This is a genomic window from Aeromonas sp. R2-2, assembly GCF_040908355.1.
GTDB classification, from domain to species: domain Bacteria; phylum Pseudomonadota; class Gammaproteobacteria; order Enterobacterales; family Aeromonadaceae; genus Aeromonas; species Aeromonas veronii.
Window position 1 is genome coordinate 85,471 of record NZ_JBFODQ010000057.1, and the last position, 21,134, is coordinate 106,604.

Genomic DNA, 21,134 nt, shown 5'->3' on the forward strand with positions numbered 1-21,134 from the left:
CAGGAGTACCCCATGGCCCTGACCGCCCACCAGCTGACGATGCGCTTTGGCGAGCGCCAGCTGTTCGAGATTGACCGGCTCGCCATCGCACCGGGGGATGCCATCTGGCTGCATGGAGCCAACGGGGTGGGCAAGACCACCTTGCTCAAAATCCTGGCGGGGCTGCTGGCACCCACCCGCGGCCACACCAATCTGCCGGGGCGCTGGCAACAGCGGCTCAACCGGCTGCTCAAGCGGGATCTGGGGCCGGGCCGGGTCACCTATCTGCACCAGACCCCCTATCTGTTCGATCGCACGGTGCACGACAACGTGGCCTGGGCGCTCGATAAACAGCTCGGCAGCGAGATCCGGGTGTTCGAGGCGCTGCGCCGGGTCGAGCTGGAGGGACTGGCGCGGGAGCACATCAGCATTCTCTCGGGTGGCGAACGGCAACGGCTGGCGATGGCCCGCGCCTGGGCGCTGCAACCTGCTTTTCTGCTGATGGATGAGCCCACCGCCAATCTGGACACACATTCGGTTGCCCTGATGGCCGCATTGGCGCAAGATCTGCGGGAACATGGCAGCGGCCTGGTCGTCATCAGCCACCAGAGCAACGCCCTGACCGACCTGTGCGAGCGGCAATGGACCCTCGCCCGTGGCCAGCTGCAAGAGACGACCCCTTTAAAAATCATCGAGCGACATGACTTCAAAAAGCGACAGCCACTCTGATCCCGTTGCCGTATCAGCAGTGATCCTGGCAGGAGGCCGCGCCACCCGGATGGGAGGCGAAGACAAGGGATGGGTAGCACTGGCGGGACGCCCTCTTATCGACCACGTTCTGGCACGGCTGCGCCCCCAGGTGGATGAGGTGCTGATCAACGCCAACCGCAGTCAGGCCCGCTATCAGGCGCTGGCCCCGGTAATCAGCGATGACAACAACGACTATCTCGGCCCGCTGGCGGGCATGCAGGCTGGCCTTGCCGCCGCCCGTCACGACTGGGTGCTGTTTGTCCCCTGCGATGGCCCCGCCCTGCCGCTGGATCTGATGAGCCGCTTTCGCGCCGCCCTGACCCCGGATACCGAGCTGGTAGTGGCCCACGATGGCGACTGGTTGCAACCCGTGGTGGCCCTGCTGCACAAATCCCTGCTCCCCTCCCTCACCGCTGCGCTGGCAGAGGGGGAGCGCAAAATCGATATCTGGTTTGCCCGCCACAATATGGCGGTGGTGAGCTTTGCCGATCAGCCGGATGCCTTTATCAATCTCAACAGCCCTGCCGAGCTGGCCGCCTACGAGGCCCGTCTGCTCGCCCCGGCTATCGACCCCCAACAAGGAGTCACCTCATGACCCCGGCCCCCACTCTTCCCCTGCTCGGCTTCGCCGCCTGGAGCGGCACCGGCAAGACCACCTTGCTGGAGCAGTTGATCCCCATGCTGGTGGATCGCGGCCTGCGCATCGGGGTGCTCAAGCACGCCCACCACGACTTTGATATCGACCAGCCGGGCAAAGACAGCTACCGCCTGCGCAAGGCGGGTGCCAAGCAGATGATGGTGGCTTCCCGCCGCCGCCATGCGCGCATTACTGAAACAACGCACGGCGAAACGGAACTGGCCGAAGCCGATTTTCGCCAGCTGCTGGCCAGCTTCGATCAGACAGAGCTCGACCTGCTCTTGGTCGAGGGGTTCAAGCACGAGCACTTCCCGAAAATCGAGCTGCACCGCGCCGAGATTGGCAAGCCGCTGCTCTTCCCCGAAGACAGCGACATCATCGCGCTGGCCAGCGATCAGCCCCAACAAAGTGGCGAACAACAGCAGACAAGCCTGCCCCGCCTCGATATCAACGATCTGGCGGCTATCGCCGACTTCGTCTGCCGCTGGCTTGACGGCTGCCAGAGCAAGGAGCCTGAAGCAGGCAAGGGCTTTCTCTCTGTCGAGGCGGCCCGCAACGCCATTCTGGCAGCCCTCACCCCGAGCACTGCCTGCAGCGACAAACCGTTGGCCCAATGCCACGGCGCCGTGCTGGCCGCCGATCTGATAAGCCCCATCAATGTGCCCCCCCACGCCAACTCGGCGATGGATGGCATTGGCCTTCGCAGCGACGATCTCGCCACCGGTCGCTGGCAACTGGTGGGGGAAGTGCTGGCGGGCCAACAGCGCCACGAGCCAGTGCTGGCCGGTCAGGCGGTGCAGATCATGACTGGCGCCCCGCTCCCCCCCGGTGTGGATACCGTGGTGATGCGGGAAGAGACGCTGATTGAAGGTGAGTGGGTCACCGTCACCGCCCCAATCCGGGCAGGGCAGAATGTGCGCTTCGCCGGGGAAGATCTCGCCAAAGGTGCGGTCGCCATCCCGGCCGGTACCTGGCTTGGCGCCCCCCAGCTGGGGCTGGCGGCATCACTCGGTCAAGCCAGTCTCACAGTGCGCACCCCGCTGAAAGTGGCGCTGTTCAGTACCGGTGACGAGGTGCAGGCGCCGGGCGAGCAGCTCGCCCCCGGCCATATCTTCGACAGCAACCGCTTCACCCTGATAGCCCTTATCCGCGCCGCCGGTTGCGAGGTGATGGACCTTGGCATCATTCCCGATGACAAGACTATTCTGCGCCAGCAGCTGGAGCAGGCCGCCGCCAGCGCCGATCTGGTGCTGAGCTCGGGCGGGGTCTCCGTGGGCAACGCCGACTTTATCAAGCTGGTGCTGGCAGAGCTGGGCCAGATCGATTTCTGGCGCATCCAGATGCGCCCGGGCCGCCCGCTCGCCTTTGGCAAGCTGGGGCAGACCCCCTTCTTCGGCCTGCCGGGCAATCCGGTGGCGGCGATGATCTGCGTGCTGCAGTTTGTCGAGCCCGCCATAGCTCGCTTGCAGGGCAAGCTGTGGCAGCCGCTGCGCCTCTCGGCACTGGCGGACGAGAAGATGAAGAGCCGCCCGGGGCGCACCGAGTTTCTGCGCGGCATCTTCCATCAGGACCGTAACGGCCAGCTGCGGGTGCGCACCACAGGGCCACAGGGCTCGGGCATTCTCAGCTCCATGGCCGATGCCAACTGCCTGATCGAAATCGTACCGGACCAACCCTGGATCGCCGTTGGCGAGCGGGTCTGGATCCACCCCCTGCAGGGACGACTGGCCTAAATCCCGACGGGGCGTCGGCCGGATGCACGGCGCCCCGTCACCCACCTGACAGGAGGCAGACCGTGCGTCTTGATGCCCCCCTCTCCCGACTCGATCTGCTGGTCTATGGCCGCTACCGGATCGTCCATGGCCTGCGCATTGCGCTCGCCTTTATGCTCACCTTTCTGCTGACCCGCGAGCTGAAACTGCCGGAGAGCACCTGGCCGCTGATAACCTTGGTGGTGGTGATGGGCCCCATCTCGTTTTGGGGCAATGTGCTCTCCCGTGCCCTGCAGCGGGTGGTGGGCACCATCTTCGGCGCCAGTTGCGGGGTGGTAGCGCTCTATCTCGAGATCTACTCGCTACCGCTTACCCTGATCTGGTGTGGGTGCATCATGTTCCTCTGCGGCTATCTGGCCCTCGGCAAGCGCCCCTATGTGGGGCTGCTGATCGGCATCACCCTGGGAGTCACCATGGGGGCCATGCCGGGGGACATAGAGACAGCTCTGTGGCGCAGTGCCGACGTGATACTGGGCTCCCTGCTGGCGCTGCTCTTTTGCAGCATCTACCCCCAGCGGGCCTACAGCCACTGGCGGCTGCAATTGCACCAGATCCTGCAGCAGTCGGGGCGGCTCTATCACACCCACCTCTCCCCCAATGTGCTGGAGCGCCCGCGCCTCAAACACAATCTCTCCCAGCTGTTGGCGCAGACCGGCAAACTGCGGGCCCTGCTGGCCCCGGCGGCCAAGGAGACACGCCACAGCGTCGCCCTGTTTGATGCGGTGCAGGTCACCATGCGCAATACCCTCTGCACTCTTGAGATGCTGGCCAACACCTACTGGAACGATCGGGAGAGCCACTTCCTGATGCAGAGCACGGCTGCGCTGCAAGCCTGCCATCTGGCCACCGAGGAGGCGATCAACCAGCTTGCCCTGATGATGCAAACCGGCGATGGTCGCGGGGCCGATGCCGCCATCGCCCGCCTGCACGAGGTGGCGACCCAGGTATCGCTGCCGCCCAACGCAGAGGCGGCCATCAATGGCTACCTCTGGCTCAACGTGCAACTGACCGAGCAGCTCACCCACCTACGCCGCCTGCTGGGGCTGATCCTCACCCCGCCCCATCGCAAGCAGCCGGACTAGACCCAATGCAAAACGCCCCGCAGTTGCGGGGCGTTTTGCTGTCTGACTGGCCGTTTGGGCCATGAAGGCAGCAAATCTTAACTGGCATTGGCCAGCGGCTGCTCGGTGGTGAGGTAGAGGGAGAAATCCTGAATACCCGCCTGCAGGGCGGCAAAACAGTCGGGGTCTATAGCGGTGCCCAGATTCTCCGCCATCATCTCCAGCGCCTGCGGCACAGGGATGGCGCCGCGATAGGGGCGCTTGGCGGTGATGGCATCGAAGATGTCGGCTGTGGTAATGATGCGCGTCTCAAGGGTAATCTCGTTCCCCTTCAGCCCCTTGGGGTAGCCCTTGCCATCGAGCCGCTCATGGTGGGCGCCCGCCACTTGTGCCAGCTCCTCGAAGGCGCCGATGCGGCTCAGGATCTCCTCGGTGTAGGCGGCATGCATCTGCACCGCCGCCCACTCCTGCGCATCGAGCTTGCCCGGCTTGTCGAGAATGGCGTTGCTCACCCCGAGCTTGCCTACATCATGGAGCAGGGCGCCCCGCTTGAGCCAGCGTCGACGCGGCTCGGACAACCCCATCTGGGTGGCAAGAATGTCGGTATAGAGCGCAACCCTGCCGCTGTGACCCGCGGTGTAGGGACTTTTGGAGTCCACCACCTGCCCGAAGGCCGCCGCGATTTCGTCCAGATAATCTTCATCCAGCGCTACCTCCCCTTGCCCGGCCGGGTGGACCAGCACCCACTCGGTCAGTCGGGGATCGGCCAGTCCTTGCCAGAACTCTTCGTCGGCCAGCGCTTCAAATTCCCGAACCAGTGCCGGATCAAACCAGCTGCCGCTGCGCTCGCGCAGCTCCTTGAGCGCCGCATCCGGACCTGCGGCCGCGTGAAATACATCCACCACCTGACAGAGCAGGGCAATGCGCGAAAAGAGCGGGATCGCCTCGCCAGCCAGTTGCAGGGGCCGACCTTTGCCATTCCAGTGTTCATCGAGGGAGAGAATGCCATCGGCCACCTCGTCACTGAAACGCAGCTGGCGAGCGATATCCGCCCCCCGATGACAGCGGGTCTGGATCAGTTCGTTGGCAATCTGGTCGCCGTTGCGAAAGATATGAAACAGGCTGCGAAAACGTCCCAGCAGATCCGCCTGCAAGCCGGTGTGGCCCAGCACAAAGTTGACTACCTCGGAGAGGGAGCCATCCACCAGTTTGAAATCGCGTTTGAAGTGAAGATCGTCGGTGAGATAGAGCTCGCAGATGCGGGCAGCATTGCTGCTGCACCCAAGATCCTTAAGCAGGAGCGTGTAGTAGAGATCATGGCACAGCCGGGCGTCCAGTCCCAGCCGCTCCCCCAGACGGGAACCTATCCAGCAGCAGCGAATGCAGTGTCCTCTTGGTTGCCCCTCGGTCATATCGAGCGCATGACTGAGGGAACCAATCAACTCCGCCAATCGCAATCCATTCACCGTCATAGTCTACTCCCTTAGACATCATGGCGATTTTGCCAGCAGATTAGGTATACCCCATCTGAAGCTGGATCGATCTGGATTCAGTTGAATTTAGGCAGCAGCCTTCCCCTGATTCGCCCGCTCTTCCAGCTCTGCGCGGCTCAGGGTAGAGACAAAGCGGCCATCGAAGTAGATATCCATCAACTCGCCACGCTTCTCGCCACGCATCATGCTGCGGCGGCCATCCAGATAGTGCACCTCCATCTGGGCGGTATGCTCGTCCGGGTAGCTGATCTCCACCTCGCGCACCCCTTGTGGCAGCATGGCCAGCGGCACCTTCTTGAGGGCCGGATCCAGATGCTGGTTCACCTTGATCACCGGATTGGCCTTCATGTCCACCACAGCCGGAGATTTGCCGGTGATGGGGTTCTTGCCAGACCAGAACTCGATGGTATTGAACACAAACAGGTCAGCGGTCGCGGCCAGACCGTAAACAGGGGAGAGCAGCATAAAAACCCCGGCACGACCGTAGCGGTTATCCACTACGCTCAGGTTGCCCTTGGTGACCATGCCGGAAAGCCCCATCTGCCCCATACAGCCGCCCAGACCCATGCTCGCGACCATAACCAGCAGGGCCATTGCCCGCCCCTTCTGTTGTAATGCCATCGTGTTCTGTTCCTGCTCTGAAATAAATGAGGCGACAAGCCTAATCAAGGGGCCAGAAGAGGACAATTCACAATGGCGGGACGATACAGGAGGGGTTCAGATTGGGGCACTGACTGCTCAAATATGAGTCAATGCCCCGGCATGACAGGAAGTCAGGGGGTTCAGATGGCCAGATCAGAGACGGTGCTGGAGACGTTGTTCGCCTCCCGGCGGATGTCGCTCATCACCTCGTTCACCTCACCCACCTGCTGTTTACCCAGCTCGGCGCTGCTGGCGACGTCGGACATCTCGGAGGTGACCTTGGCGGTCAGCTCCCGGTTGTTCTGTACCACCTTGGCGATCTCGTCGGTAGAGAGAGACGTGCGGGCCGCCAGCTGGCGAACCTCGTCAGCCACCACCGCAAACCCACGACCCTGATCCCCCGCCCGCGCCGCCTCAATGGCCGCATTAAGGGCCAGCAGATTGGTCTGATCGGCGATGCTGCTGATGGTGGAGACGATCGCCTCGATGCTGCGCGACTGCTCGTTGAGCTGGTTGATAAGGCCGATACTGTGAGTCAGCTGGCTGGCAATCAGGCTGGAGGTATCGACCACCGAGGAGAGCAGACCCGCGCCACGCTCGGCGCAGTTCAGGGTCTCCCGGGCCGCATCGTGGGCCAGCATGGCCGCTTCCCGCACCGCATCGCTCTTGTTGATCCGCTCGGTAATATCGCTTGCGAACTTGATCACCTTCACCACCCGGCGGTTGTCATCCAGGATAGGGTTGTAGGTTGCCTCCAGCCACACCTTGCTACCGTGACTGTTCTGACGACAGAAGAGACCGGACTTGAACTGACCACGGCCCAGCTCATCCCAGAAGTGGGGCTGGTCTCGATAGAACTGATCGTCGCAGAAGATGCGGTGATGCTTGCCCTGCACCTGAGCCAGGGTATAGCCCATGGTATGGAGGAAATTACCATTCGCTGCAATCACATCCCCGCCGGGGGTGAACTCGATGACCGCCAGCGACCGATCCAGCGCCGTCACCACCGCCTGCTGGCTGAGCAGTTGCAGGTGGTGCTCGGTAATATCGGCCGCGATCTTGATCACCTTGGTCACCACGCCCCGCAACTTGACCGGAAAATAGGTCGCTTCCAGCCAGATCGCCTCGCCCCGTTTGTTGAAGCGCTGGAACACCCCGGTACGGGAGCGCCCCTGCTTCAGGTCCGCCCAAAACTGCTGATAGTCGCTGCTCTGGGCATAGAGCTTGTCGCAAAAGATACGGTGATGCTGGCCGATAACCTCGGGCGCACTGAAGCCCACCACGTTGAGAAAGAGATCATTGGCGGCCAGCACAGTGCCATCCGGCGTAAAGGTGATGGTCGCCACGCTGCCGTGCACTGCGTCAAAAAATCCCTGCTGTTCCAGAAGTTGATCCTGGCACTGCTGCAACTCGGCTTTCAGTTTGCTATTGAACATCGAAACGTATCCTCCAGACTGGCACCCACCATGGCCAAACCACGCAGTGGATCAATAAGATAATGGTGGCGTGCTCCATCAGCATAGTTGGCGGCGTTGCCGCGATCCCATCTGACGCCATATTTATTGCTGTAAATCAAATTCACCGACCAAGCACCACTCATGAAGAGCTGCAACCCTTACTCCACCACCGGTTGCCACTCCAGATAGGCCGGATTGGCGACAAAGCCGATCCGCTCATAGAGAGGGCGCCCCTGCTCGCTGGCATGGAGCCACACCTTGCCCAGCTGACGCGAGCTGGCGAAGGCTGTAATGGCATCGAGCAGCGCCGTGGCGATCCCCTGCTGGCGCCATTGTGGCCGCGTATACATGTTGAGCAGATACCCCTCCATCCCCGCCAGATTGCCGAGATAAGGTGGCCGTTCAAACAATACCAGCGTCCCGGCCGCCACGATCTGTTTGCCGCCATCCTGCGTATCGGCCTCAGCCAGCCAGGATAAAGCACTCTCTTCACTCATCGCCCGGGTGAAATAGTCAAGGGTGGCCTGCCACAAGGCCGGGTCTGCCTGCGGCGTCAACAGCTCACCGACCTCACAAAACAGCTCCATGCGCAGCGCCACAATTGCGGGAATATCTGCGGCCCTTGCCTGACGAATAATCATTGGCTGCTCCTTTTCTCTCATGGGAAATTTCGCCGGCCGTCATTATGACAAAGAGCGCCTTGTGGCGCTCTTTGTGATTGGGGAAATCACTGATAAATCAATGGTTGCGACGTGTCAGCCAGTGATCCAGGCTCAGCACACCACCGCCCCAGATGGTCAGGGTCAGCAACATCCAGCCCCACAACTGGTGATCGTAAAAGCCGCCCGCCCAGAGGGTCGGATAGGAGATCACCGCCATGATATTGAAGCCAAACAGCAGCAAGGCGGCCGGGCGGGTAAAAAGCCCCGCCAGCAGGAAGAGCGGCAGCAGCAGCTCGGTCGCCGTACCCAGATAAGCAGCCCACAACCAGGGCAGCAGGGGCACCTGATACTCGGATTCAAACAGATAGAGGGTGGAATCCCACGCCGTCAGCTTGAGCCAGCCTGAAGTGATAAAAACCGACGCGACCCAAAGCCGCGCCAGCAACAGCACACCGGTACTGCTCCAGCGCGGCAAATCACCACTTGAGCTGGCCAGCGCCAGCCATTTGTTTGCCATCATGGCATTACCTCCATATCCACCAGCAGACCAAGGGTTATCAGGCGAGTGAGATGTTCACTGGCCGCAGGGTCGGCCGCAAGCAGATCGACCAGCGCCGTACCAGCGAGACATCCCTGTAGCAGCGCCCACTCACCAGCCGTCAGGGGCAAGGGGGCAACCCGGCAATCCGGCTGTTTCTTCAATGCCAACCAGACGGGGGCATCAAGCACCTCCACCGCTTCACCACCGTGCAGCGCCATCTGCCACAGGGCCAGCACCGGATAATCGCTGGCAACCAGCAGCAGATCCGTGGCTGGAAACAGCCGCAGCCGCTCCCATTGTTGCGGCGATAATGCGGCCAGACGCTCGGCTGGCCAGCAGCGTGATTCCAGTGGCAGCAGACTGGCACGCTCAAGCTGCCATTCGAACTGCGCCAGCGCCTCCAGCCAGGGTAACTCGGCCGTGGTTGGCAAGCGGGCCAACCATTGGCCAAATCCGGCGCCATAGTGCATGACGCTCCCTTCCCTGAGCGGCTCGGCCAATACGAAGCCACGGGCCGCCGCTGCAAAAAAGTCATCCCCGACCATAGCCTTGACGGCGGGATAACTGCTCGCCAGCACCTCGCCAAGGCTCAGGATGAAATGGTTGCGATAGACCTGCAGCACAGATTCGGCAGAAAAGAGCCGGGAGCTGATGTGAGGGGCAATGGCGTCAGGCGCCCCCAGCAAACCATCGGCAAAGTGCTGTTGCAGCTGTGCCAGTTCAGCCATGGGCCACCTCCCGTGGCGCACTCATGGCGCACGCCTCATCCAGAATGGCGCCAGCCTGCGCCGCCTCTGCCAGCAAGACCGGCAGCGGCGGGATCTCGAGGTCCCACTCAATCAGGGTGGGAATGGCCTGCTTGCGGCAGATCTGGCGATAGAGTTCCCAGACCGGCTCCACCACAGGGGCGCTGTGGGTATCGATATAGAGGGAGCCTTCCGGCAGCTGCTTCTCGGTATAACCGGCCAGATGGATCTCCCCGACGGTGGCGAGATCGATCGCCGCCAGATACTCATCGCTAGAGAAACCGTGATTGAAGGCACTGACATAGAGATTGTTGAGGTCGAGCAGGATGCCGCACTCGCTGCGCTGCTGCAGCTCGGCCAGAAATTCCCACTCGCTCATCTCCCCGGCCAGTTGCAGATAGGAGGAGGGATTTTCAATCAGCATGCGGCAACCCAGGGTCTGTTGTACCTGCTGGATCTTGTCGCTCATGTTGCGCAGGGAGGCGCGGGTATAGGGCACCGGTAGCAGATCGTTGAAATAACGCCCGCCAATGCTGCCCCAGCTGAGATGTTCGGAGATCCGTACCGGTTTGATCGCCGCGGCCAGTGTCGACAACTGCTGCAGATGGTGCGGATCGAGCGGGTCGGCAGAACCAAGGGACATGCCAACGCCGTGAAGACTGACGGGGTAGTGTTGCGCCAGTTCGGCTAGCACCTGAAAACCCTGGCTGTGCCGTTCGAAGTAATTTTCACTGTGCACCTCCAACCAACCGACTGCCGGCAGGGTTTGCCGGATCTCATCGTAATGGGGAGTGCGTAATCCGATACCAATCAAAGGGTTCATCGCAAGACTCGCTTTCGCCAATCAGAGAAGATGCAGGGGGCGACCCGTTGGCCATCCCCTGCCCGATGTCTCTTACTTGGGTTGCAGCGAACCGCCGACCAGCTTCTCGCACAGCCCTTTGGGCATCACCACAAAGGCATCACCCTGAGCATCTTCCTTGGCAGTACCGGCGCAGGAGCTGCTCTTGGTCGCACAGTCATTCTTGCTGGCCTTGACCACGCCGTAGCACTTCTCCTTTTCATCGGCAGCCATTGCTGGTGCCGCGATAAATTGGGCGCCCAGCGCCAGCAGACCGGTCATGGCGGAGGCGATAGCAGTGCTTTTTTTAACATTCATGTTCATGTTCCTTTTGATGTCGTTGGATGTTGCTGATATCCCCGATTTGTCGCAACCGGGGACCTGCAATAGAACCGGCAAACGGGATATTCCCTTTCAAAAAAACACAAAAAGAGTTAAAAAATCCAAAGGCAGACACTCAATCAATTGATTTTAAACAGCTATTTCATCATTGAAAATTTCTCGACGACCACCCATTTATGAACAAGAAAAGTGCCATATGGTGCTTTCACCCCGTTAATCTTTTTCACTGCTTCCATCAAAAGAGATGTGTCAGACATAAAGAATCCCCGCCAACAGACAGGGCTGAATGCAACTTGCAAGAAACAATAAATCAACAAGCGGGGGGGGGGGAGGTTGGGAGCCAGGAGTTGCGGCAAGCAGATAGAAAAAGAGACAGCTTTGGCTGTCTCTTTTTGCACATGGTGCGAATGGGGTTTAGTAGAAGATCCGCTCGCCACGCTCGCTCATTTTGAGCCACACCGGTTTGGTGCTGGTTTTATTCCAGATCCGGTGCAGATAGCTGTAGAAGCGGGCACGATCGCTGCGAAACAGCATCACGGGGAAAGCCAGAATGCCCACCAGCAATACATAAATGCGACGAAGAATAATCTGAGTCAGGGAAAAGGGATGAAACATGATGTAACTCCTTACTGGTAAGACCACTGAACAAAGATTACCCCACTCCATGTAGGATTACTACATCACTAACGCATTTTTTTATAAAAAAATGGTGAAAAACGGGAAATACTGAAAACGGGTTACGTCATTAACCAACAGTTAACAAACTTGCGAAAATCGTGCGCTTTGCCACAGTTATCAGGGGAAAAACATGCAGTAGGGAGACACGCATGAAACTGCCGGAAGTGGCACTGCTGGTGCTGATGGTTGCCCTGACACGGGCACAACTGGAGGAGTGGCAACTGAATCGGGAAGATGCCATCGTGCTGGCCGAACGGGGCGTGCCCACCGTCAGCCTGTGGCAATGCGGCACACTGAAGCAACGGATTGCGGATCTCAACCAGCACAGTGCCGAGGTGCAGTTTCAATATCGGGGGCAAAACATGGCGGATGTGAGCCACTATCTCGAGCGCGAGTGGAAACAGGCTGGCTGCGAACAGTTACTGGTACAGCAAGGATACTGACCAAGGCTCAGACTCGAAGAGTGATGATTGAGATAAACAGAGAAAAGATGGAGGCACGTTCCGGAGTCGAACCGGACTAAACGGATTTGCAATCCGCTGCATAACCGCTTTGCTAACGCGCCATGCTGACAAGACTGATTGTCTTGAAAGTGAGTTCCATCGTTGGTGCGATGGAAAATTGGAGCGGGAAACGAGACTCGAACTCGCGACCCCGACCTTGGCAAGGTCGTGCTCTACCAACTGAGCTATTCCCGCGTTACTGCTTTCGTGCCAGTTGCCTGACAACGAGGCGCATTATACGTACCACGAGCGCCAGCACAACCCCTTTTTCGCAATTTAAGCCCTGATGCAAACTGTTTGCTCAGGGTTTAAACGCCTTGCTGCATTTTTCTCCAGCCAGCTGTGACCCACCAAGCGAATTTGGGATAAAGTCGTTGAAATGATTACGCTTTCGTTCGAGACTTGAGCGGCTTAATAACCGGATTCTCAATTGAAAATCACAAGATGAAATGGATCTTCACGCTTCGTGGGCTCAGGCCGCAGTTAATGCTGGCTTTTTTCATGTTGGGCATGGTGCCCTTTTTGGTCATCACCCTCTTCTTCCTATACAGCCACGGCAAGGATCTCACCACCCAGACCTCCAACCATTTGGTCTCCGTCCGTAATATCAAGAAGAGTCAGCTCGAGGATTACTTCAACAACCTCAAAGAGCAGATCATCAACTTCTCCCAGCAGGATTTTGCCGGCAACAGTATCGGCCGTTTCTATGGCTTTACCGGCGCCTTCGAGAAGCTGGGCACCACACCGCAGGAGGCCCGCAGCCGTGCCCAGGCCCGCTATCTGCCAGGCTCCTGGGATCAACTGCGCAAACCGGACAGTCAAGTAGAGATCGAACCCTCCATCACGGCGCTGATCCTCGCCGACGAGATGTATGGCCGGGTGCACCAGCGCTTTCATCGCGGCTATGCCGACATGGTGCGCAAGTCCAACTACAGCGACATCTTTCTGGTGGACCTCAACGGTGATGTGGTCTATTCGGTCACCAAGCACCCTAACTTTGCCACCAATCTGCTCTCCGGCCCCTATCAGGGCAGTGGCTTGGGCCAGACCTTTGCCAAGATCAAACGCCGCCTCGATGGTGGTCAGAAACCGCAGCAGATCTTCGAATTCACCGATTTTGGCCGCAACGAGCTGACTGGGCAGGTGGTCGCCTACATGGCGGCCCCCGTGATGCAATACGACTATGTGCGCGGTGTGGTGATTTTCGAGCTGCTGCCGGACAAGCTCAACCAGATCATGGCGGAGCGGGAGGGGCTGGGCGAGACCGGCGAAACCATCCTGATCGGCCCCGACAAGCGGATGCGCGCCGATGCCTGGCTGGCACCGGAGTTCAGCGTCGAGAACAGCTTCAGCCCCAACTTCCGGCCGCTGCAAACGCCCCTCATCACCAAGACGCTCTCCGGCGAGCAGGGGGTCGGGCTGTTCCACTCCTATCAGGATGACGAGGTGCTGGCCGCCTACACCCAGGTGAAGGTGTTCGATACCGAGTGGGCCTTTATCGCCGAGATCTCCACCCGGGAAGCCTATGCCCCGATCCGCCAACTGGAAACCCTGGTGATTGTGCTGGGTGCGGGCTCGGTACTGCTGCTGATCCTCTTCTCCCGCTGGCTCTCCCACTCCATCACGGCGCCGCTGCGATCCCTGACCGAAGCAGCCGAGCAGGTGGCCGACGGCGCGCTGGATCACCCCATCGCCATCGAGCGCACCGGCGATGATATCGACCGGCTGGCCGAGGCGTTTCGCCATATGCAGCGCTCGGTGAAGGACAAGATCGAACTGATCGAACAGCAGACCCAGGAGCTGCAACAGCAGGTCAAGCTGACCCACAAGCAGAACCTCAGCTTACAGCAGGCAGACAAGCTCAAGGATGAACTGCTGGCCAACACCTCCCACGAGCTGCGTACCCCCATTCACGGCATCAAGGGGATGGCCGAGTCGATGCTCGCCAGCCAGCAGGATTTGACCGAAGGGCAGCAAAAGCAGCTCGGCCTCATCATCAAGAGCGCCGATGGTCTGGCCCGTCTGGTGGACGATCTGCTGGACTACCACCAGATGCGCTACGGCCAGCTGGAGATCCACTCACAACCCGTCTCATCAAAAGGGGTTATCCGGCTGGTGCTGAACCTCTGCCAGCATCTGGTGCAGGCCAAACCCCTCACTCTGGTGGATATCAGCCCGGCCGAACTGCCGCCGGTGCTGGCCGATGAGCAGCGGCTCGAACAGGTGCTCTACAACCTGGTGGGCAACGCCATCAAGTACACGCCGCAGGGCAAGGTGGTGCTCAGCGCCATCGTCGAGAACAACTTTCTGCGCATCAAGGTCACCGACACCGGCATCGGCATCGCCCCCGATCATCTGGAACATATCTTCGAGCCACTGGTGCAGATGAGCCCGGAGGTAAGCAAGCAGGGGGCCGGCCTTGGCCTCTCCATCACCCGCCAGCTGGTGCACCTGATGGGGGGCGAGCTGTTCGTCGAGAGCGAGCCGAGCGTCGGATCTACCTTCGCCTTTACCCTACCTCTTGCCACCGGCAAAGCGGCCAATCTGACCCTCGACAGCCGCCAGATCGAGCATCAGCTGGTGCGCCAGCAACCGCTGATCCTGCCGGACTGGGAGAGCGACGATCTGCCCCCTCCCCCCGAGGATGCGCCACTCATTCTGGTGGTGGATGACGAGCCCATCAACCTGCACATCCTGCGCCATCTGTTGCAACCCTGCGGCTACCGCATCCTGCCCAGCAGTGACGGCCACGATGCGCTGGCCAAGCTGGCCGAGGAGCCGGTGGACCTCATCCTGCTCGATGTGATGATGCCGACCCTTTCCGGTTTTGACGTCTGCCGTCGCCTGCGCCAGCAGCACCCGAAAGATATGCTGCCGGTGCTGCTGCTCACCGCCCTCAACCAGCCCAAGGATATCGAGGAGGGCTTCGGGGCCGGTGCCAACGACTATCTGGTCAAACCCTTCTGCAAGGAAGAGCTGTTTGCCCGGGTCAAGGCACTGCTGGAGGCCAAGGCCGGACGCGCCTCGCTGGTAGAGAACCGGCTATTGAAGCAGGAGATCGAACATCGCCTCACCCTGCAGGATCGGCTGCATCAGGATCAGCAGCGCCTGCTGGCCCTGCTCGGCGAAGGGGCCGACCCCATGATCTTTATCGACGAGCAGGGCACAGTGCTGTTTGCCTCCCGGGTACTGGCGCGCCTGCTGGGACAGGAGCCGGAAGCCATGGAGGGGCAGCCCCTCAATGAGTGGCTCGCCACCCCGCTGCAACAGCAGTGGCCCGACCTTGCCAGCGAGCGGGAACACAATCTGGAGTTTCTGGTGGCCGGGCAAAAAGATGTGCTCAACGCCCGTGCCCTGCCCATCGCGCTAGGGGGACAGGCCGCTTTCGCCCTCACTCTGAGTACCGAGCTGCGTCAGGATGAGAACCGGGTAATGGCGCTGGAGAACGCCCTCAAGAACCTCTCGCGGCAAGCCATCATCGAAGATGAACAGCTGCTGGGCGAGCTGAGCCGCCTGGGTGGCGAGTTCCGTTCGCTGGCCGACGACCTCATTCGCCAGCAGGATGACGAGCCGCTGCGCCGTGCGCTGGTAGAGACCATGCAGCTCACCTTGGATGCCTGGCAGCAGGGGACCGGCAAGGGCAAAATCGTGCTGGCAGAGAAGAGCAAGCTGTGGCGGGTCTATATGGACAGATCCAGCCCGCAGACCCGCACCCTCGACAAATACCTGAGTCTGGACACCCTGCCCAAGTCGCCACGCTGGAAGACGGTAGTGGCCACCACCGAGTATGTGCTGGGCCACTGCCCGCTCAATGACCACCAGCGCCACCAGTTGCAGCACAGCGCCCAGACCCTGCGTCAACTCGCCAACCGCAAACCGTGACACGGCGCCCTAAACGGGCGCCGGATCACAATTGGCAATCTGGTTTCTTTTTATGCAAAACAAAGCCTCGCACAACCCTGAAACCGAGAGCAGATCCAATTCACAAATTTGTCATATACACCATTTTCAGAGCCACTTTCTACGCGAGAGCAAATAACGCAAACCAATGATTCTAAACAGATAAAAAAGCATTTTGACGAGATTGACGTAACACCGTCAATTTTTACGAAAACAACGAAATCAATAGTTGTTGTTTTCCTGTTAATTCTGGTTTGCTTAGGGCGTTGGAAAACAGAACGACAAAGGTTAGACACCTGACCAACACAGAGGGCCGATTTCATCAGCATGCGAAACCGGTGCTCACACAAAACAAGGCGAACCCTCGGGAATGCCAAAAAATAAGAAAGGAAAACATATGCTTGCCAAAGTATCCAAAATCTCTACCGCTGTAATGCTGGGAACCATGATGCTTGCCGGTGCCGCCGGTAACGCCATGGCCGCAGAAAACAAAACCGTGCTGACCATGGTCGCACAGCAGGAAACCGCCTGGGTCAAGAACTTCAACCCCTTCCTGCAAGCGGGCTTGCTGCACACCACCCGTCACTTCATCTATGAGCCGCTGGTGATCTTCAACGATATGCAAGGGGGCAAACCCGTCTATCGTCTGGCCACCAACTATGCGTTCAGCGATGACCTGAAATCCGTCACCTTCGATCTGCGTGACGGCGTGAAGTGGTCTGACGGCGAAGCCTTTGATGCCGATGACATCATCTTCTCCTTCAATCTGGTCAAGGCCAACAAGGCGCTGGATGAGCGCTCAATCTGGACCCAGATCAAGAGCGTCGAGAAGCTGGCCCCCAACAAGGTCAAATTCGACCTGACCGAGGTCAACACCAACGTGGTGAACGATCTGGTGCTGGTACCTATCGTGCCGGAGCATCAGTGGAAATCGGTGAAAGATCCGGTTGCCTTCACCAACGACAAGCCGGTTGGTACTGGCCCCTTCACCGAAGTGGACAACTTCTCCGCCCAGCTCTACACCCAGTGCCGCAACCCGCACTACTGGGATAACGCCAACCTTGCTATCGACTGTCTGCGTATGCCGCAGATGGCCACCAACGACCAGGTGCTGGCTGCTGTCATGAAAGGTGACATCGACTGGTTCGGCTCCTTCGTGCCGGATATCGAGCGCCTCTACGTCGGCAACGATCCGAAGAACAACAAATACTGGTTCCCGGCCTCTGGTACCGTGGCGTTCAACGTCAACTTCCAGACCAAGAACCCGGGCAATAACGAAGCCTTCAACGACATCAACTTCCGCCGCGCCTTCTCCATGGCGATGGACCGCCAGTCCATGGTGGATATCGCAGGCTACGGCTACCCCACCGTCAACGAGTACCCGTCAGGTCTGGGCAAAGCCTTTGACTCCTGGAACAACCCGGAAGTGGACAAGAAGTACGGCAAGTACAACAAGTTCGATCTGGAAGGGGCCAAGGCCCTGCTGAAAGAGGCAGGCTACAAGGATTGTGACGGCGACAAGTTCCTCGACACCCCGAGCTGCAAAAAGATCGAGTTCAAGGTTCTGGTGCCGAACGGCTGGACCGACTGGGTCAACACAGTTCAGATTGGTGTAGAAGGGCTGCAGGCGCTGGGCCTGAACGCCAAGACCGCAACCCCGGAAGCAACCGTCTGGACCGAGAACCTGATCACCGGTGACTTCGATGTCGCCCTGCAGGGTTACTTTGCCGGTGCCAACCCGCACAAGTACTTCGAGACCGCGTTCCACTCCCGCAACATGGGTGACCGTGGCAACCGCTTCGCCGCGCCCCGTTACAAGGACCCCGAGCTCGACAAGCTGATCGATGACTTCACCCAGACCGCCGATGCGACCAAGCAGAAGGAGATCATGTTCGCCATCCAGGATCGTGTTGGTGCCAACCAGACCATCATTCCGGTCTTCAACAACCCGACCTGGTACGAGTACAGCACCAAGCGCTTCAACGGCTGGTTCAGTGCTGATAACCCGGTAGCCAAACCTCAGCTCCACCCGGACACCCCTGAGCGACTGCTGCACGTGTTGTCCCTCAAGCCAAACAGCTAAACAATCCTGGCCCCCTGCGGGGGGCCATCTTCCCCGTTAACCCCTTTCTTGCCCGGCACCGCCGGGGTTGGGGTCGCTATACCCGACGCGGGGCAGACTTGCAGTAAAAGGTACTATCATGGGATTCATACTGAGACGCTTTTCCTTCTATCTGGTTGCCTTTTTGGTAGCCGCCACCATCAACTTCCTGTTACCCCGTGCCATGCCAGGGGATCCTGTCTCCGTGATGTTTGCCCGCGCTGGCGCCATGATGGAACCCGCCGCCCTGGAAGCCCTCAAAGCCACCTTCGGCTTTGTCGACGGCCCCATCGGCACCCAGTTTCTCACCTATGTGAAGAGTGTCTTCACCTGGGATCTCGGCACCTCGGTGCGTTTCTACCCGCAGCAGGTCTCTGACGTGCTGGGCCGTGCCATCGGCTGGACCCTGTTTCTGGTCGGCACCTCCACCATCCTGAGCTTCTCCATCGGTTCCATCGTCGGCATCTTCGCCGCCTGGTATCGCGGCGGCCGGATGGACAGCATTCTCTCCCCGCTCACCCTGGTGATGCAGGCCATTCCGCCGGTGGTGGTCTCCCTGCTCGCCCTGTTCCTGTTCGGGGTCAGCCTCGAGTGGCTGCCCATCGGCTATGCCTACAGCCCGGAGATCAAGGCTGACTGGGGCTGGGAGCACATCAAGAGCATCATGACTCACGCCATCATGCCGGTGCTGACCCTGGCCGTGGTACAGGTGGGGGGCTTTCTTATCACCATGCGCAACAACATGATCAACCTGCTGGGCGAGGATTACATCACCATGGCCAAGGCCAAGGGGCTCTCCAGCAACCGGGTGATCTTCAACTACGGCGCCCGCAACGCCATTCTGCCCAGCGTCACCGCCCTCTCCATGGCGCTCGGCTTCGTCATCGGTGGCTCCCTCATCACCGAAGTGATCTTCAACTATCCCGGCCTGGGCCTGACCCTCTATCAGGGCATTCTGGCCCGCGACTACCCGCTCATTCAGGGGCAGCTGCTCATCATGACCATCACCATGCTCAGCTTCAACTTCCTGGCCGACGTGCTCTACGTCTTCCTGGATCCCCGTCTGCGTACAGGAGGCAAATAAGATGCGTATGCCGACCATTCTCAAGATCCTGCTGGGCAACAAGAAGGCTGCCTGTGGCCTCGCCATCGTGGTTGCCTTCGTACTGATGGCCATCTTTGCCCCCATTCTGGCCAGCAACGAGCCGACCAAACGGGTGGCTCGCCCGCACCAGCCGCCCAGTGCCGAGTTCGTGATGGGTTCAACCCGCATGGGCCACGACATCTGGGCCCAGTTCACCAACGGCGCCCGTATTTCGCTGCTGGTGGGCTTCAGCGCAGGCCTGCTGGTCTGCACCCTCGCCGTCGCCATCGGCATCACTGCCGGTTACTTCGGGGGTCTGGTGGATGAATGCCTCACCTTCCTGATGAACGTGGTGCTGGTGATCCCCAACCTCCCCTTGCTACTGGTGCTGGCGAGCTTTATCGGGGAGGCGTCACCGGCGGTGATTGCCGTGATAATAGGGTTGACCTCGTGGGCCTATGGCGCGCGGGTCATCCGTGCACAGACCCTGGCCCTGCGCGAGAAGGAGTTCGTCATCGCCGCCGAAGTGTTGGGCGAGCCGGCCTGGCGCATCATTCTGGTGGAGATCCTGCCCAACCTCATCTCCATCATCGGGGTGAGCTTCATCGGCTCCATCATCTACGCCATCGTCACCGAAGCGACCCTGGAGTTCCTGGGGCTTGGCGACCCGACCGTGGTGAGCTGGGGCATCATGCTCTACAACGCCCAGACCTCCAGTGCCATTCTGGTCGGCGCCTGGTGGGAGATCCTGGCCCCCTGCTTCGCCATCGCCACCCTGGGTGCCGGTTTGGCTCTGCTCAACTTCGCCATCGACGAGATTGCCAACCCGCAGCTGCGCTCCCACAAAGGGCTCAACCGCTGGAAGAAACTCGCGGCCCCGGTCACCACTCCGGTTGCCACAGCACAGGAGAAGACAGCATGAACAAGCATCCCCTGCTGTCAGTACGCAATCTTTGCGTCGATTACATCACCGAAAATGGCGACGTGCGCGCCGTCAACTCGGTGAGCTTCGATATCAGACAAGGCGAGATCTTCGGTCTCGCCGGTGAGTCGGGCTGCGGCAAATCCACCGTCGCCTTCTCGGTGGCCCGGCTGCACAAGCCGCCCGCCTACATCAGCGGTGGCGAGATCCTGTTCAAGGGGGAGAATATCCTCCACTACAACGACGAACGGTTGCGCTCCTACCGCTGGCAACAGGTGTCGGTGGTGTTCCAGTCCGCCATGAACGCCCTGAACCCTGTGTTGCGGATGGAGGAGCAGTTCTGCGACGTGCTGCTGGCCCACAACCCCGGCATGACCCGTTACGAGGCGATCAAGCGCGCTCAGGAGCTGCTCACTATCGTCGATATCCACCCGAGCCGGCTCAAGGATTACCCGCACCAGTTCTCCGGCGGCATGCGCCAGCGGCTGGTGATTGCCATCGCCATGGCGCTCAACCCCGAGCTGCTCATCATGGATGAGCCAACCACGGCGCTCGATGTGGTGGTACAACGGGAGATCCTGCAGAAGGTCTATGCCCTGAAAGAGAAGTTTAACTTCTCCATTCTGTTCATCACCCACGACCTCTCCCTGATGGTGGAGTTCTGCGATCGCATCGGCATCATGTATGCCGGTGAACTGGTGGAGGTCGCCCCCTCCAAGGCGATCCTGACCGCGCCGCTGCATCCCTATACCAGAGGGCTCGGCAACTCCTTCCCGCCCCTGCACGGGCCGAAGAAGGTGCTGGAGGGGATCCCGGGCACCCCGCTCAACCTGCTGGAGGTGCCGGTCGGCTGCCGCTTTCAGGCCCGCTGCGGCAAGGGGCACGATCGCTGCCGTCAGGAGTACACCAGATTGGCCGAGATCCGCCCCGGGCAACAGACCGCCTGCCACCTCTATGAGGAGCAGGGACTGCAACAAGATTCCGTGATCTATCTGGACAAGGCCGCTGGCTGTTAAGGATGTC

The 21,134-nt window shown here is 60.0% G+C and carries 20 protein-coding genes and 2 tRNA genes; 10 read left to right on the plus strand and 12 right to left on the minus strand.

Translation table 11 applies throughout. The features are described 5' to 3' along the window. Positions 1 to 12 precede the first annotated feature (12 nt). From AB5Z09_RS10540 to AB5Z09_RS10555, 4 genes are all read left to right on the plus strand, one after another. Positions 13 to 708 (plus strand): energy-coupling factor ABC transporter ATP-binding protein, encoded by a 696-nt coding sequence (locus AB5Z09_RS10540; protein ID WP_005362120.1) that lies wholly within the window; start codon positions 13 to 15, stop codon positions 706 to 708. Continuing rightward, the gene (mobA, locus tag AB5Z09_RS10545) at positions 680 to 1,324 is read left to right on the plus strand and encodes a molybdenum cofactor guanylyltransferase MobA (RefSeq protein WP_111900511.1); all 645 of its coding nucleotides are present in this window, start codon (positions 680 to 682) and stop codon (positions 1,322 to 1,324) included. The genes AB5Z09_RS10540 and mobA overlap by 29 nt, the downstream gene beginning before the upstream one ends. After that, positions 1,321 to 3,099: a bifunctional molybdopterin-guanine dinucleotide biosynthesis adaptor protein MobB/molybdopterin molybdotransferase MoeA gene (locus AB5Z09_RS10550; RefSeq protein ID WP_368195264.1), complete on the plus strand. Its 1,779-nt coding sequence runs from the start codon at positions 1,321 to 1,323 to the stop codon at positions 3,097 to 3,099. Before mobA ends, AB5Z09_RS10550 begins: the two co-directional genes overlap by 4 nt. A 62-nt stretch (positions 3,100 to 3,161) precedes the next feature. Further along, positions 3,162 to 4,220, plus strand: coding sequence for an FUSC family protein (locus AB5Z09_RS10555; RefSeq protein ID WP_042054492.1), 1,059 nt, complete (start codon positions 3,162 to 3,164; stop codon positions 4,218 to 4,220). A 77-nt stretch (positions 4,221 to 4,297) separates the two neighbouring features. Here AB5Z09_RS10555 and AB5Z09_RS10560 read toward each other — a convergent pair whose 3' ends face one another. The 10 genes from AB5Z09_RS10560 to AB5Z09_RS10605 all read right to left on the minus strand — a co-directional run bounded on the left by AB5Z09_RS10560 (position 4,298) and on the right by AB5Z09_RS10605 (position 11,538). Further along, positions 4,298 to 5,671 (minus strand): HD-GYP domain-containing protein, encoded by a 1,374-nt coding sequence (locus tag AB5Z09_RS10560; RefSeq protein ID WP_236396737.1) that lies wholly within the window; start codon positions 5,669 to 5,671, stop codon positions 4,298 to 4,300. A gap of 87 nt (positions 5,672 to 5,758) precedes the next feature. Next, entirely contained in the window at positions 5,759 to 6,313 is a 555-nt protein-coding gene (locus tag AB5Z09_RS10565) for a DUF3332 domain-containing protein (protein ID WP_201973811.1), read from the minus strand. Positions 6,314 to 6,474: 161 nt separating this feature from the next. Then, positions 6,475 to 7,770 (minus strand): PAS domain-containing methyl-accepting chemotaxis protein, encoded by a 1,296-nt coding sequence (locus AB5Z09_RS10570; protein WP_139463456.1) that lies wholly within the window; start codon positions 7,768 to 7,770, stop codon positions 6,475 to 6,477. Further along, positions 7,752 to 7,946: a hypothetical protein gene (locus AB5Z09_RS10575; RefSeq protein WP_368195265.1), complete on the minus strand. Its 195-nt coding sequence runs from the start codon at positions 7,944 to 7,946 to the stop codon at positions 7,752 to 7,754. The genes AB5Z09_RS10570 and AB5Z09_RS10575 overlap by 19 nt, the downstream gene beginning before the upstream one ends. 3 nt (positions 7,947 to 7,949) lie before the next feature. Next, on the minus strand, positions 7,950 to 8,432 hold the full coding sequence (locus AB5Z09_RS10580; protein ID WP_270818043.1) for a GNAT family N-acetyltransferase: 483 nt from the start codon (positions 8,430 to 8,432) through the stop codon (positions 7,950 to 7,952). A gap of 97 nt (positions 8,433 to 8,529) precedes the next feature. After that, positions 8,530 to 8,973, minus strand: coding sequence for a DoxX family protein (locus tag AB5Z09_RS10585; RefSeq protein WP_270818044.1), 444 nt, complete (start codon positions 8,971 to 8,973; stop codon positions 8,530 to 8,532). Then, positions 8,970 to 9,722, minus strand: a complete 753-nt coding sequence (locus tag AB5Z09_RS10590; RefSeq protein ID WP_270818045.1) for a DNA-binding domain-containing protein — start codon at positions 9,720 to 9,722, stop codon at positions 8,970 to 8,972. Before AB5Z09_RS10590 ends, AB5Z09_RS10585 begins: the two co-directional genes overlap by 4 nt. Next, complete coding sequence (locus AB5Z09_RS10595) at positions 9,715 to 10,563, minus strand: DUF692 domain-containing protein (RefSeq protein ID WP_270818046.1); 849 nt, start codon at positions 10,561 to 10,563, stop codon at positions 9,715 to 9,717. The genes AB5Z09_RS10590 and AB5Z09_RS10595 overlap by 8 nt, the downstream gene beginning before the upstream one ends. A gap of 72 nt (positions 10,564 to 10,635) precedes the next feature. Continuing rightward, a complete protein-coding gene (locus tag AB5Z09_RS10600) occupies positions 10,636 to 10,899 on the minus strand; it encodes a DUF2282 domain-containing protein (protein ID WP_005334862.1) in 264 nt (87 codons plus the stop codon). 438 nt (positions 10,900 to 11,337) lie between these two features. Further along, entirely contained in the window at positions 11,338 to 11,538 is a 201-nt protein-coding gene (locus tag AB5Z09_RS10605) for a YbfA family protein (protein ID WP_005334863.1), read from the minus strand. A gap of 212 nt (positions 11,539 to 11,750) precedes the next feature. Between AB5Z09_RS10605 and AB5Z09_RS10610 the strand changes: the two genes are divergently transcribed. After that, entirely contained in the window at positions 11,751 to 12,044 is a 294-nt protein-coding gene (locus tag AB5Z09_RS10610) for a hypothetical protein (protein WP_005347702.1), read from the plus strand. 48 nt (positions 12,045 to 12,092) lie between these two features. Here AB5Z09_RS10610 and AB5Z09_RS10615 read toward each other — a convergent pair. Next, positions 12,093 to 12,166, minus strand: a tRNA-Cys gene (locus tag AB5Z09_RS10615). A 57-nt stretch (positions 12,167 to 12,223) separates the two neighbouring features. Next, positions 12,224 to 12,299, minus strand: a tRNA-Gly gene (locus AB5Z09_RS10620). 249 nt (positions 12,300 to 12,548) lie between these two features. Between AB5Z09_RS10620 and AB5Z09_RS10625 the strand changes: the two genes are divergently transcribed. From AB5Z09_RS10625 to AB5Z09_RS10645, 5 genes are all read left to right on the plus strand, one after another. Beyond that, a complete protein-coding gene (locus AB5Z09_RS10625) occupies positions 12,549 to 15,986 on the plus strand; it encodes an ATP-binding protein (RefSeq protein WP_368195266.1) in 3,438 nt (1,145 codons plus the stop codon). A gap of 415 nt (positions 15,987 to 16,401) precedes the next feature. Further along, a complete protein-coding gene (locus tag AB5Z09_RS10630) occupies positions 16,402 to 18,087 on the plus strand; it encodes an ABC transporter substrate-binding protein (RefSeq protein ID WP_368195267.1) in 1,686 nt (561 codons plus the stop codon). 118 nt (positions 18,088 to 18,205) lie between these two features. Continuing rightward, entirely contained in the window at positions 18,206 to 19,189 is a 984-nt protein-coding gene (locus AB5Z09_RS10635) for an ABC transporter permease (RefSeq protein WP_005353818.1), read from the plus strand. Position 19,190: 1 nt separating this feature from the next. Next, on the plus strand, positions 19,191 to 20,111 hold the full coding sequence (locus tag AB5Z09_RS10640) for an ABC transporter permease (RefSeq protein ID WP_075114831.1): 921 nt from the start codon (positions 19,191 to 19,193) through the stop codon (positions 20,109 to 20,111). Continuing rightward, positions 20,108 to 21,127, plus strand: coding sequence for an ABC transporter ATP-binding protein (locus AB5Z09_RS10645; RefSeq protein WP_368195268.1), 1,020 nt, complete (start codon positions 20,108 to 20,110; stop codon positions 21,125 to 21,127). Before AB5Z09_RS10640 ends, AB5Z09_RS10645 begins: the two co-directional genes overlap by 4 nt. Positions 21,128 to 21,134 lie beyond the last annotated feature (7 nt).

Bases quoted from the DNA above. Each gene is read 5' to 3' on its own strand.
- AB5Z09_RS10540 (WP_005362120.1), top strand. From the start codon at position 13: ATGGCCCTGACCGCCCACCAGCTGACGATGCGCTTTGGCGAGCGCCAG.
- mobA (WP_111900511.1), top strand. From the start codon at position 680: ATGACTTCAAAAAGCGACAGCCACTCTGATCCCGTTGCCGTATCAGCA.
- AB5Z09_RS10550 (WP_368195264.1), top strand. From the start codon at position 1,321: ATGACCCCGGCCCCCACTCTTCCCCTGCTCGGCTTCGCCGCCTGGAGC.
- AB5Z09_RS10560 (WP_236396737.1), bottom strand. From the start codon at position 5,671: ATGACGGTGAATGGATTGCGATTGGCGGAGTTGATTGGTTCCCTCAGT.
- AB5Z09_RS10565 (WP_201973811.1), bottom strand. From the start codon at position 6,313: ATGGCATTACAACAGAAGGGGCGGGCAATGGCCCTGCTGGTTATGGTC.
- AB5Z09_RS10570 (WP_139463456.1), bottom strand. From the start codon at position 7,770: ATGTTCAATAGCAAACTGAAAGCCGAGTTGCAGCAGTGCCAGGATCAA.
- AB5Z09_RS10580 (WP_270818043.1), bottom strand. From the start codon at position 8,432: ATGATTATTCGTCAGGCAAGGGCCGCAGATATTCCCGCAATTGTGGCG.
- AB5Z09_RS10585 (WP_270818044.1), bottom strand. From the start codon at position 8,973: ATGATGGCAAACAAATGGCTGGCGCTGGCCAGCTCAAGTGGTGATTTG.
- AB5Z09_RS10590 (WP_270818045.1), bottom strand. From the start codon at position 9,722: ATGGCTGAACTGGCACAGCTGCAACAGCACTTTGCCGATGGTTTGCTG.
- AB5Z09_RS10595 (WP_270818046.1), bottom strand. From the start codon at position 10,563: ATGAACCCTTTGATTGGTATCGGATTACGCACTCCCCATTACGATGAG.
- AB5Z09_RS10600 (WP_005334862.1), bottom strand. From the start codon at position 10,899: ATGAATGTTAAAAAAAGCACTGCTATCGCCTCCGCCATGACCGGTCTG.
- AB5Z09_RS10605 (WP_005334863.1), bottom strand. From the start codon at position 11,538: ATGTTTCATCCCTTTTCCCTGACTCAGATTATTCTTCGTCGCATTTAT.
- AB5Z09_RS10610 (WP_005347702.1), top strand. From the start codon at position 11,751: ATGAAACTGCCGGAAGTGGCACTGCTGGTGCTGATGGTTGCCCTGACA.
- AB5Z09_RS10625 (WP_368195266.1), top strand. From the start codon at position 12,549: ATGAAATGGATCTTCACGCTTCGTGGGCTCAGGCCGCAGTTAATGCTG.
- AB5Z09_RS10630 (WP_368195267.1), top strand. From the start codon at position 16,402: ATGCTTGCCAAAGTATCCAAAATCTCTACCGCTGTAATGCTGGGAACC.
- AB5Z09_RS10635 (WP_005353818.1), top strand. From the start codon at position 18,206: ATGGGATTCATACTGAGACGCTTTTCCTTCTATCTGGTTGCCTTTTTG.
- AB5Z09_RS10640 (WP_075114831.1), top strand. From the start codon at position 19,191: ATGCGTATGCCGACCATTCTCAAGATCCTGCTGGGCAACAAGAAGGCT.
- AB5Z09_RS10645 (WP_368195268.1), top strand. From the start codon at position 20,108: ATGAACAAGCATCCCCTGCTGTCAGTACGCAATCTTTGCGTCGATTAC.